This is a genomic window from Algoriphagus hitonicola (assembly GCF_900113375.1).
Classification (GTDB): domain Bacteria; phylum Bacteroidota; class Bacteroidia; order Cytophagales; family Cyclobacteriaceae; genus Algoriphagus; species Algoriphagus hitonicola.
Genome location: NZ_FOPC01000002.1, coordinates 26,513 through 38,918, shown reverse-complemented (window position 1 = coordinate 38,918; position 12,406 = coordinate 26,513). Strand labels below are relative to the sequence as shown.

The 12,406-nt window shown below is 45.8% G+C and carries 9 protein-coding genes; all 9 read right to left on the bottom strand.

Features of this window, described 5'->3' with window-relative positions:
* Positions 1-69: 69 nt before the first annotated feature.
* Positions 70-585, bottom strand: a complete 516-nt coding sequence (locus tag BM043_RS02985; protein ID WP_092788779.1) for a nuclear transport factor 2 family protein — start codon at positions 583-585, stop codon at positions 70-72.
* 551 nt (positions 586-1,136) lie between these two features.
* Positions 1,137-2,114, bottom strand: a complete 978-nt coding sequence (locus tag BM043_RS02980; RefSeq protein WP_092788778.1) for an NAD-dependent epimerase/dehydratase family protein — start codon at positions 2,112-2,114, stop codon at positions 1,137-1,139.
* Positions 2,115-2,204: 90 nt separating this feature from the next.
* Positions 2,205-4,235, bottom strand: a complete 2,031-nt coding sequence (locus BM043_RS02975; RefSeq protein WP_092788777.1) for a S9 family peptidase — start codon at positions 4,233-4,235, stop codon at positions 2,205-2,207.
* 254 nt (positions 4,236-4,489) lie between these two features.
* Positions 4,490-5,554 carry a DUF3500 domain-containing protein gene (locus tag BM043_RS02970; protein ID WP_092788776.1) on the bottom strand — a complete coding sequence of 355 codons (1,065 nt, stop codon included), beginning with the start codon at positions 5,552-5,554 and terminating at the stop codon, positions 4,490-4,492.
* Positions 5,555-5,959: 405 nt separating this feature from the next.
* The gene (locus tag BM043_RS02965; RefSeq protein ID WP_092788775.1) at positions 5,960-8,134 is read right to left on the bottom strand and encodes a bifunctional alpha,alpha-trehalose-phosphate synthase (UDP-forming)/trehalose-phosphatase; all 2,175 of its coding nucleotides are present in this window, start codon (positions 8,132-8,134) and stop codon (positions 5,960-5,962) included.
* A 169-nt stretch (positions 8,135-8,303) separates the two neighbouring features.
* Positions 8,304-9,557, bottom strand: coding sequence for a methionine adenosyltransferase (gene metK, locus BM043_RS02960; protein WP_092788774.1), 1,254 nt, complete (start codon positions 9,555-9,557; stop codon positions 8,304-8,306).
* Between the two features lie 252 nt (positions 9,558-9,809).
* The gene (locus tag BM043_RS02955) at positions 9,810-10,037 is read right to left on the bottom strand and encodes a VF530 family protein (RefSeq protein ID WP_092788773.1); all 228 of its coding nucleotides are present in this window, start codon (positions 10,035-10,037) and stop codon (positions 9,810-9,812) included.
* Positions 10,038-10,064: 27 nt separating this feature from the next.
* Entirely contained in the window at positions 10,065-10,469 is a 405-nt protein-coding gene (locus BM043_RS02950; protein ID WP_092788772.1) for a VOC family protein, read from the bottom strand.
* A 98-nt stretch (positions 10,470-10,567) separates the two neighbouring features.
* Positions 10,568-12,349 (bottom strand): glycoside hydrolase family 15 protein, encoded by a 1,782-nt coding sequence (locus tag BM043_RS02945; protein ID WP_092788771.1) that lies wholly within the window; start codon positions 12,347-12,349, stop codon positions 10,568-10,570.
* Positions 12,350-12,406 lie beyond the last annotated feature (57 nt).

The window sequence follows — 12,406 nt, the reverse complement described above, 5'->3', positions numbered from 1 at the left end:
AGTCTCTTGGAAGCCAAATCTCTATTTCAACTTAGAATTAGATTTGTGATCCAAATTTTGAATTAAATACTAATCCATCGACACCGTATCAGCTGCGGCAGCTTGAGCGGCTTCCCATTTCATTATCGATGAAGCTATGGGGGAATTGTCCCAATACCCGTGATCTTTGACCACCTTGCCATCTACAAACTGGAAGGTTTCATGCATGGGAATCTCAAATGATTCTCCATTAGCTGACAGAGTGCATCTCCAGGTTCCCCAGTAATTGACCCAAACCTCACCTTCGTCATCAGTGACCATTTCAAAGGCCAAATGGTCCTGTGACATGGCGGAAAACATGTCCATTTCATTTTGTGCTTCGGTGATCAGTTCTTCCAAAGTTTGTGGATTTGACTCAAGTCTATTCCAGAAAATCTGTGCATCTTCTGCATAATGGGACCGTAGACCCTCCCAATTTTTGGCGAGAAAATCATCGAAAATTGCTTTGACCGTTTCGATCTCAGGCGACTGCTGAGTGTAACGTACCGGGGCTTGGCAAGCTGCCAATCCAACCATCAGAATCAGGGACAAGTGTGTTTTTTTCATGTTTTGTTTGAAAGGTTTAGATGGAACTATGTACTCGGAAAAAAAGCAGGTTTTTCTGCTCTACGCGTCACTGGGGTACTCTTCAATCGAGTTGGTTTAATCTAAAAATCGGGAATCCGAAACCATTTTTTCGGATTTGAATTATATGCTGTTTTAAAGTGAAGGAAGGTAGAATTAAAAAAAATGATAAGCAAGTTTTATCTTTCTGGAATTCAGTTTTTTATAGGTCTGAAAAAAGAAGTTAAAGCGAAAGGTAAAATTGGATTATTCTGATCAGCCTCTTTTTTATTTTTCATTCATAGTTTATCGGTTTAATTAACTGATAAAAATTTTACTGATTATCCGCAATTATACCAGTAGTCATATTTTCTTTGCTTAAGCGGCTGGATGCTTCGACTTTGCTCAGCACAGGAGACGGATACTTCGACTGCGCTCAGTACAGGTGACCCAGCCTCGGCTGGCAGGCGAAGTTTGCTTAAATTGAACTTCAACCCTCATTTTGGTCCGTGCACAATTCTTACTGGTAAGAAAGCGGATATACATAAAAATTTTTAAAGCAATTCTTTCTTTAGCCATTCCAGTGTTTTTTTCATTCCCTCTTCGTAGGAAACTTGAGGTCTCCAGCCAATCAGTTTTGCTGCCTTATTGTTGGGGAAATCTTTCTTTGAAGTAGCCATTTCGATAAAGCCCTGATCAATTGGGGTTTTGATGCCGGGTATTTTATTGGCGAAAGCTAAAAGACGAGCCACGAGAAGGGGAATACTTTTGAGTTTTTTACCACTCAGATTGGAGTAATTACTCATAAACTCCTGCCAAGTGGTAAGTCCATTTGACAGGTTGAAGGTTTCGCCAGCTGCTTTGGGATGTATGGCACAAAGGATCAATCCTTCCACTACATCGTCGATGTACACAGGATGGAAATTTCCAGATCCGTCCCCAAACAAAACCGGATTGCCTTTGAGAATAGCCGAAAACATTCCCTCGGACCAAACTCCATGTCCGGGACCATAAATCATGGTCGGCCGGACAATCGAAAGTTCCATTCCGTAAGCTGCGGCCGTTTCAATGGCGCGTTTTTCGGCTTCGGCTTTAGTTTTTGGGTAGACAGAAGAGTGATTCAGTGCCAAAGGAGCACTTTCCTCCACAAGTGTCAAATTGGTCATATCGCAGGCGCCGACGGTACTCACATGGACAAACCGGGAAACTCCTGCTTCTGCCGCAAGCCTGATCAGAGTTTCCGTGGCATCGACATTCACTTTTTGAGCCATGGCAAGATCGGCGACTAGAGCAGCCGCCGTATGAATGACAATATCCTTCCCTTTTACCCATTTTTTTAACGCTTCCTCATCTAAAATGTCAGCAGCCTGGAGTACCACCCCCATATTTTTTAAATAGGAGACTCGGTCGAGGTTTCGGCCTATTCCGGTAACCTGCGCTTCCTCCCGTGTAGCAAGCAATTCTGAAAGTCGGGATCCTACAAAGCCTGTTGCTCCGGTAACTAAAACGGGGGTATTTTTAAGTGATTTCATATATTTCCTAGCGTTTTGAATCAATGAAAGTAGCCCGGTTTTAAGAAGCTATTCCTTGTGCACAGGGGCTTTTTAGGTAGTACGACCTGCTTATTCTTTGTCTAAGTAATGATTAAACCAACTCAAAATCGCCGCACTTTTGCTCATCAGCATGCTGGGTCGATTGACCAGTCCGTGGGAAGCGTTTGGAATGCGGACCATGGCTGATTCCACACCTTGGAGTTTCAAAGCAGTATAATATTGCTCGGATTCTGATATGGGAGTTCGGAAATCCTGCTCACCGGTCAATAGCATCGTGGGTGTGGTCACATTGCCCGCCAGGGAAAGCGGAGATCTACGCCAGTAATTTTCGATGTCTTCCCAGGGCTTCTTTCCAAACCAGTATTTGGAAAAGAAAGCGGCTCCATCCGCGTGAAGTACAAAACTGGTCCAGTTGATCACCGGCTTGGCGACAACTGCGGCTTTGAATCGATCGGTTTTTCCTACGATCCAAGCAGTCAATACACCTCCTCCCGAGCCTCCGGTTACGAATAAGTTTTCCGAGTCGATGTAGCCTTTTTCGACGACCGCATCTACCCCGGACATGAGGTCCTCGTAGTCATGATTAGGGTAATCGTGATGTATGGCATTGCCAAACTCCTGACCATAGCCGGTACTTCCCCTCGGGTTGGTATAGAGTACGACATAGCCTGCGGCAGCGTAATTTTGGATTTCGTAGGCAAAGGATGGACCGTACATGGCAAAAGGACCGCCGTGGATTTCCAGAATAAAGGGGTATTTTTTTTTAGGATCAAAATCGGGAGGAGTCACGATCCATCCCTGGATTCGCTTGCCGTCAAAACTAGACTCCCACCAAATTTCTTCGGTTTGGCCGATTTTCCGATAGGAAAAAATATCCTCATTTACAGCTGTTAGGCGTTTGGTGTCACCATCACTCCAGACCGCCAGGTCAGCCGGATGCTCAGGCCCGCCTTGGGTAAATGCAAATCGGTTATTGTCTGACACGGTATAAGTACCTGTATTGTAAGGTCTTCCTAAATCCAATCCTCCCAAACCCTCGACGACGGTTCTGATTTTTCCGGTGAGGGCCACATGGCCGATTTTAGTGTCCCCAAGTTCATCGTATTGAAAATAGATTCCTTGTCCATTCGCTTCCCATTGGGGATTTCCGGCATCACGATCTAGGTCTTCGGTTAGGTTTTTGATCCCAGATCCATCCACATTCATAATATACAAGTGATTGACCTGATAGCCTTGAAATGTATCGTCATTTCCGGTATACGCAATGTATTTTCCGTCGGGAGAAAGCGTGGGTTCCCCATCTGGACCAAAGCGAGAGGTTAACGCTTTAACCTCCCCACTGCTGAGATTGAGTTGGTAGATTTCTGAGTTTGCCGGCTCCAATTCATGATTTTCATGGAGGTTTGCGGAGAAAAAGAGGCTTTGCCCATCGTTTGACCAGATTGGGTTGCCGTAGTTGTCGTCAGTGAAGGTTCGTTGCCTAGGTGTGCCTCCGGTGATTCCCAAGGTGAAAATCTGTCGGTTTCCCGGCTTGAGATATCCTGCTCCGTCTCCGCGATAATTCAGCTCATCGATGTAAATGGGCGGTGCATTCCACTCGGCACCTTCAGGCTTTCCCGGAATATCCAAAATGGATTTTTTGGCTTCTGGAACAAACTGGGTAAATGCGAGCTGCCTGTCATCCGGACTCCAAGACACCGCTCCTGGAGGCGTGGCCGTGTTGGTTAGCGTGATTGTTTCGCGACTGTCCAAATAGTAGAGGTAAAGCTTTACCTTTTCATCATCTTGATTGGAAAGGAAAGCGAGTTTTTTGCCGTCATGGGACCATCGGGGAGCGTAGTCCCGCTGATTGCCGTGGGTAAGCTGACGAAGATTGGATCCGTCAGGGTTTGAAATCCAAAGATTGGAATAATCGCGGTCACTCATGATGTCTTTGAAATTGCGGACAAAGACGATCCGAGAACCATCAGGTGAAATCTGTGGATCGCTGACATATTCCAGGTCAAAGAGGTCGGAGAGTTCGAGATTGGTTTTTTCTTGGGCTTGGACAGTGCCAAAACAAAAGAGCGCGATTAGCAATAAATAGAAATGTGTTTTCATCGAAATAAGGTTTTGACTTTCAGTAAATTATTTTAATGATTATCCGCAATTATACCAGTAGCCATATTTTCCTTGCTTAAGCGGCTGGATGCTTCGACTTTGCTCAGCACAGGAGACCGATACTTCGACTGCGCTCAGTACAGGTGACCCAGCCTCGGCTGGCAGGCGAAGTTTGCTTAAATTGAACTTCAACCCTCATTTTGGTCCGTGCACAATTCTTACAGGTAGAAAGCGGATATAGATAATTATTTTTATCAATGTGTGTGTGCTAGCCTGTGCTTTTTCAGAATATCTTCGCCAAAGTCATTTCCCTTTTTCCGAAAGACCGTGTGAATATGATTGGCATTGTCGAGGAAGCCTACATTGTCATATTCGATTAGAAAGTCTGGACTGTGAATGACATAATAGTGGGGCTTCATGGGCTCATAGCTCCCGATCCATGCAAAATAAATTTCATCCATTCCCCGGGCATGAAGTGTGGCCAAGTGCTCTGCGGCTTTTTCCGGGTCAAGATTTCCGATGTATTCTTCGATTAAGTAATGAAGGATAGTTTGTTGGCCTTCTGTGAGCTCCGAGCCTTTGATGCCCTGAAAATCCTCCAACCACTGTGGGCGATCCGGGCTGGTGATGATGTCGCCGGGCACTTTTCCAGCTTGAGTTGCCTTTGCCTTTTGGGCTTCGTCCAGCGAATTGACAAACCAAAAACCGTAATCCTCTTCCTTGCTCAGCGGTCTTAAGCCGGCATATTGCGTATCTTCTACTACAGCAGGATCGGAGCCAAAAAATAAAGGAGTCATGGAGAATTCATCCCCAGCTACTGTCAAGTTGATCGAGAGATGGTGTCCTTCAAACTTCAATCCCCAGGCTTCATCTTCGGCAGGGTTTCCCGAAATCAACAGGTAATAATTTCCAAAGTCCCAATCGAGGCCTCGGATCATTTTAATGGCATTTTCATCGATTTGTCCACGGCTGTGTTGGATTTCAAAAAGCTCATGGAGAATATCATCCACCTGCATGATGGCGAAGGTTTTGAGATAGCCTTGCGAACTAAAAATAGCACTTAAAACCTGATGAAAAGCGATCTTGCTTTTTTCAGAAAGCTCGCTATAAGCAAGGCCATTTCGAGCGGCCAATCCGATGGGCAGATTGGTCCACTCGGTACGGGCACTGTCTGAAAAGGGCAGCAAAGCGAGGTCTTTCTGGCTGTCGTCTAACGTTTCAAGTAAACCTAGTGTCTTGGCTTTTAGAATTGGGACAGATTGAGCCATTGACTGAAGGCTCAAGAGTAGTCCAATCCCAAAGAGGAGAAGATTTTTCATTTCAAAATTTAATATAAAATAAAACCGAATCGAACTTAAGATTCAGCGAAAACAAAATATTCTCAAACAATAGTTGGTAGGAAACTCAATTTAAAACTGCCAAAATGGCTTTTTAGAGGTGAGTTAAGTGAATAAAAGGTAGTGATAAAAGTCAAGATTTCTAAGAAGAGTACAATTTTTATCTTCCAGACGGGGGATCAAAAATTTTGGTTTGTGATGACTTAAGAGCCGGTATGAAGGCTTAAAGTAGAAATGAGGCTGTCTCAAAAGTGAAGTTTGTCACATTGAGCACTGGAGAGACGAGAGTCTCGAAATCGAAATGTTTGCCAAAACGATAGAAATGGCCTTCGACTCCGCTCAGTCTGACATCAAAGCGATTTATGAGACAGCCTCATCCAGTTTTATTTACCCAATCAATTTGCCCAGTAAGTTTCGTACTTGGCGAACCGATTTTATATTGTAATTGGCTTGGGTATAGGCATAGCCGACTCGGATGGTGTAAGCGTTTTTTGGCATGACTTTAAACGTATCCTCATCTGTCCAGTCGTCACCGATGGCAAGGATAAAATCATATTCGCTGCCTTTCATCAGGGCAGTGGCTGCCCGGCCTTTGTTGATGTCAGGTCGCTTGATCTCCAGCACCATATTTCCTTCCAAAACCTGCAGATTATGCCCTCGGGCCATGTACTTGAGGTGACTGAATAGTTCGCGCATCCGAAGGTCTCCCAGTCCGCTTTCTACTTTGCGGTAATGCCAGACTAGAGAGTGGTGCTTCTCCTCGATAAAGGCCCCGGGAGTACGAAGCACATAATATTCCATCATCGAGCGGATGTCCTCTTTCCAGCTGTCATCTACCTCGGCATAGAGTTCCCAATCCCCTTTGTTTTCCTTTCGTTTGACCCAAACTCCATGCTCGGCGATGAGGTCGATTTGTTGGCCTTTAAACCAAGTACCCAAGGTGTCCTTGTCCCGACCGGAAATAAGCACTACCTGGGCTTTTTGACTCAGTCCCTTCACGATAGCTTTGAGTTCGGCGTCGGGTTTGGCATCGTTTGGATTGGCGACGAATCCGGTAAGTGTGCCGTCATAATCTAAAAACAGTACGGGGTTTTTAGCAGACTTGAATGCTTTTTCGATTTCGTTGATGACTTTAGCATCGACATCCTTTGAGGTCAGTTCGGCCTGCTTTTCTTTGACATGCTCAATGCGGTCAAGGAATACTTTAACCCACTGAAAAATATCATACTTTTTAAGGCTTTCCTGCATGGAAGAAATCCGGGCTTTTTGCTCCTGTGGCTTCATGGTCAGGGCATTGTAGATGGCATCTACGACGCTTTGTCGATCATTGGGGTTGACCAAAACAGCATCCTGCAATTCTTTGGAGGCGCCTGCCATTTCTGATAGAATCAGGACACCGGTTTGATCGGTTTTGCTGGCCACGAATTCTTTACAAACCAGATTCATCCCATCTCTTAGCGGTGTCACGAGAGCGATATCTGACATGCTGTAGAAAGCGCTCAATTCTTCGAAAGGAAAGCTGCGGTAGAAGTAGTGGACAGGCACCCAGTTTAGGGTGGAAAATTCTGAGTTGATCCGACCGACAAGCAGGTCAATTTCCTCTTTGAGTTCCTTGTAGGATTGCACTTTGTCCCGACTAGGGACCACAATCATAATCATGGAGACTTTGCCACGAAGCTCCTTGTGATCTTTCAAAAGTTGATTGAACGCATGAATTCGCTGAGGAATGCCTTTGGAATAATCGAGTCGGTCAATGGTAATAATCAGTTTTTGATCGGCCACCTGCTTTCTGAATTCCCGTACGATGCCTTGGGTCTTTTTGCTTTTGGCCTGTTTGGCAAACTTGTCATAATCAATTCCCATCGGGAAAGAGTCCACATTGATGATGCGGTTATCAGCCTGAATGTAACCGCTTTCGCTCGAGAGTCCGGTAATTCTCCCCACTGCACTCAGAAAGTGCCGCATATCGTCGTAGGTGTGAAATCCGATCAGATCAGCCCCACAGACCCCTTCCAGCAGTTCCTTGCGCCAAGGAATCATCCGGATGATTTCGTAGGAGGGGAAGGGGATATGCTGGAAAAATGCGATGGTGGCATTGGGGAGTACTTCCCGTAGCATTTGCGGCAGCAGAAGGAGTTGATAATCGTGAACCCATATCGTGTCGTCGGGATCTGCTTTTTTGAGTATGGCATCGCAAAATTTCTGATTGACCCGCACATAAGCCTCCCAGTGCTCGGGATTGTAGACCATGTATTGGGTAAAATAGTGAAAAGCCGGCCAAAGGGTCTCATTGCTAAAGCCCTCGTAAAACTGCTCCACATCTTCTTTTGAGAGGAAAACGGGGGCCATTTTTAGGTCGTGAAGCTCGAGAATGATCTCTGCCCGCTGCTCGGGATCATCGACCGTATTTCCGGGCCATCCAATCCAGATATTTTCGCCGGATTTATAGATAGAGCCCAATCCGGTGGCGAGTCCTCCGGCTGAGGGTTTGAATTCAAATCGCCCATTTCTATGCCGAAGTGAAATAGGAAGTCGGTTGGATACAATTATGGTTTTTGCCATGGTATGATATAGGTTTAAAAACTTGAAAAGAACAAACCTTTTCAAAAAGGTGATTAGCTAAATATAGGAAAAATGAATGGGAATGGAAGAGTGGATGGAGAATTCATTGTGGCTCACCTTTGGCTTAAACCAGAAAAAAAGCCTCCCGAATTTCGAGAGGCTTGAAGTATTAAAGTTTAAATGCCGACTTGATTTTATCGACGAAGTCGAGCTTTTCCCAAGTGAAAAGCTCGACATCCAAAGTGATTTCATCCCGGTATGGAGAAAAGAACGTCTTGGTGACCACTTCATTCTTTCTGCCCATGTGCCCATAGGCGGCAGTTTCTTCATAAATCGGATTGCGAAGCTTCAGCCGCTGCTCAATCGCATACGGGCGCATATCAAATAGTTCTTCGATCTTTTTGGCGATTTCGCCATCCGTCATTCCTACGTTTGCGGTGCCATAGGTATTCACATAGATGCCCATGGGAGCGGCTACGCCGATGGCATAGGAGACCTGCACAAGCATTTCGTCAGCTACACCTGCTGCGACCATGTTTTTGGCAATGTGCCGCGTGGCATAGGCTGCGGATCGATCCACTTTGGAAGGATCTTTTCCGGAGAATGCTCCTCCGCCATGAGCGCCTTTCCCACCATAGGTATCTACGATGATTTTTCGTCCGGTGAGACCGGTATCGCCATGAGGACCTCCGATCACAAATTTCCCGGTTGGATTGATGTGGTATTTGATATTTGAGGTAAAAAGCTTTTGTATGTCCTCCGAAAGTCCGGCTTTTACGCGGGGAATTAAAATGGAAATCAGGTCTGAATTGATTTTGGCGAGCATCTTCTCTTCCGAGTCAAAATCGTCGTGCTGCGTAGAAATCACAATCGCCTCGATTCGCTGAGGAACATTCTCATCGCTGTATTCGATGGTCACCTGTGCTTTGGAATCTGGACGAAGGTAGGTGATGTCCTTATTTTCGCGACGCAATGCGGCCAATTCCTTCAAGATCCGATGCGAAAGATCCAATGCCAGCGGCATGTAGTTTTCGGTTTCGTTGGTCGCATAGCCAAACATCATCCCCTGATCGCCGGCGCCCTGCTCTTCGGGATGTTGACGCTCCACGCCTTGATTGATGTCCGCGGATTGTTCGTGAATAGCAGATAGCACCCCACAAGAATTACCTTCAAACATGTATTCACTCTTGGTGTAACCGATGCGATTGATCACGTCACGGGCGATTTTTTGTACATCCAGGTAGATGTCCGATTTGACTTCCCCGGCGAGCACAACCTGTCCGGTGGTGACTAGCGTTTCGCAGGCTACCTTGGAGCTCGGATCAAATGCCAAAAAATTATCGATCAGTGCATCGGAGATTTGGTCAGCAATTTTGTCAGGATGACCCTCAGATACTGACTCTGAGGTAAATAGATATGCCATAAACTTGCGTTCTTATACGTTTTTCAAAGAAAGCCCAAAAATAGGGTTTGTACGGGAAATAAAAAACCGATTAGGGATGATGGGGAAAGCATGAAACCTCTTCTTTTATGTAGCGAAAGTCTAAAGCGGGGAATAGACTTGATGGTCTTTTCTAGATTTGAAGAAATTGTTGTTTTGAAACTACAATGAAGGTCCTCAAATGTTGTTTTAAAACTACAAAAATATACTCGAAGCCTTAATCCTGCTTACTATCTACTTGGTCATATCTCGCTGCATCTTCAAATACAAGCCTTCCACCCGTTCGCGGGCCCAGGGAGTTTTGCGGAGAAATTTCAGGCTGGATTGGATCGATGGATCATGGGTAAAGCAACGGATGGTGATTCGCTCTCCGAGTTCCTGCCAACCATAATGTGCGACAAGCTGCTCCAAAATCGTGTCCAGCCTTAAGCCGTGAAGTGGGTTTTTGGGTTGGTGTTCCATAGTTTTGGTAAAATTAAAAACTTCTGCTTACTCAGAGGGCTTACTTTTTTTCTTTTCGATCAGGTCCCAGAGATTTCCATACAAATCTTTGAAAACCGACACCGTTCCATAGCTTTCTTCTGCGGGTTTGCGGATAAATTCTACTCCGCGGGCTGTATATTTCTCATAATCCCGCCAAAAATCATCGGTGTAAAGAAAGAGAAAAACTCGACCTCCCGCCTGAAATCCGATTTGCTTTTCCTGCGTCTTATTGGCGGCTTTCGCTAGAAGCAAATGGCAGGTTGAGCCAGGAGGTGCTACCCGAACCCAGCGCTTGGTTTCAGTGAGTGTGCTGTCTTCCAACAGCTCAAAATCCAAGACTTGGGTATAGTAGTCGATGGCCTCGTCATAGTCTTTGACGAGTAGGGAGAGTTGTCCGAGTTGTTGGGTCATAATCCAGGTTTAATGAAAGTTGTTTTTTCAAATCATGGTGTAGTCGTCTGTGGAGACACAGACGACGGCGTAGACAACGGCAAACTTTAGGCTTAGCCCTAAAGGAAATTAGGCAGGTCCAGTTTTTTACCAATCCGAAAAGCCGCATTCATCAATCCCACATGAGAGTAGGCCTGAGGGAAATTACCCCATTGACTGCCGGTAGCCTGGTCCACATCTTCGGAAAAAAGACTCAAATGATTGCAATACTTCACCAGCGTTTCAAAACCCTCGATGGCTTCTTCCATCCGATTCACACAGGCCAAGGCTTCGATATACCAAAAGGCACAAATCAAAAAGGTGGTCTCAGGAACCCCAAAATCATCCATGTGCTTATAGCGGTAAAACAGATAATCCTTGGCCAGCAAATCTTCTTCCAAGGCTTTAAGGTGATCATTAGCGCGTTCTAAATCATTCCCGAAATAGCCCATCGTAATCATTTGAAGTGTAGAGGCATCCATGTGCTTGGAACCGATCGCCTGGGCGTAGGCTTTGCGCTCAGGAAGATAGCAGGACTCAATTTTTTTCACCGCTTCATCCCGGAGAAAAATGGCTTTTTGGTACATTTTATCGTTTTTCAGCCGATTCCCGATCTTGGCAGCAGCGCAGGCTCCCGCCCAATGGAACAAAAAGGTATAGCAATGCTCCTGGGCCAGATTTCTAAACTCCCACAAGCCGGCATCTTTCTCGTGCATGGTTGCCTCGATTTTGTCCAGGAGGTTCATGATCATCGGCTCCGAGTGAATTCGCTCCGATTCTGTAAATCGCTGATCCGAATACAGTGGCAAAAGAGATACCAAGACTTGACCATATAAGTCATTTTGAATGTGCGTGTAAGCTTGATTGCCAAAACGAACGGGCTTGTTTCCCAAGTATCCACTCAATTCAGATATTTCCTCGGTCAGCAGCCAATCGCCTGTAATGGAGTACAGCGGCTGATAGCGCCCATCCGGACCGGTGGGGAGATTAAAAATAAAGTCAAAATATTTTTCCAGTTCTTCGAAGTGCCCCAAGCTATTAAAACAGGTGAGGGTATAGTAGGTATCCCGGATCCAACAGTACCGGTAGTCCCAATTACGAGTACTGCCGGGGGATTCGGGCAAAGAGGTCGTGGATGCGGCAATGATGGCACCGGTATCTTCAAATTGATGGATTTTTAAAATCAAAGCCGAACGCAAGACCAATCGTTGTGAAAAATTAGGGATACTGGTGGACTTTACCCAGGATCGCCAATAGTCGGTAGTGGACTTTAAGAAGCGCTCGGATGTCGTCTCAATGGGTGCTTCCAGCGGTCTTCCAAAAGTCAGGACCAGATAAACCGGTCGCTGAATCATAAAGGGTTTGCTTTCGCAGATGTAGCTCAGTGGCGCATTAGTCGTCAACCGGAGTTCCTGATCGATCCCCATGTAGCGGATATGATTGCTGCCCTGACTGGGAGTGAGCTGTACCGCTCCTTGATCTGTTACCGGTTGGCAGCGGATCTGGATTTTTGGCGTACCGGAAATGGGCTCCACCTTCCGGATCAGCATCAAAGGCTTGTAGTAGCGGTCGTAATTTTTAAAGCGAGGGGCAAAATCCGTGACTTTATAACTGTCCTCCCCATTCCTGACGATGGTTTCGAGGATATTGGTATTTTCCAGGTAAACCTGCGTAGTGCTGTACTCCCCTGAAGCAGGTAGGACGGTAAATTTCCCTCCTTTTTCCCGATCGAGCATCCCGCCTAAAATGAAATCAGAATCAAATCTGGGCATACACAGCCAAGAAATATTAGTGTCTTTTTCGATATGGGCGATATAGGCACAGTTACCGATCAAGCCGGATTCGTAGAGGTGTTGGTTCATTTAAAGTTTCCTTTGGTTTGAGAAAAAAGTGCGGCTTTTGGGTCAGAGGCAAATACG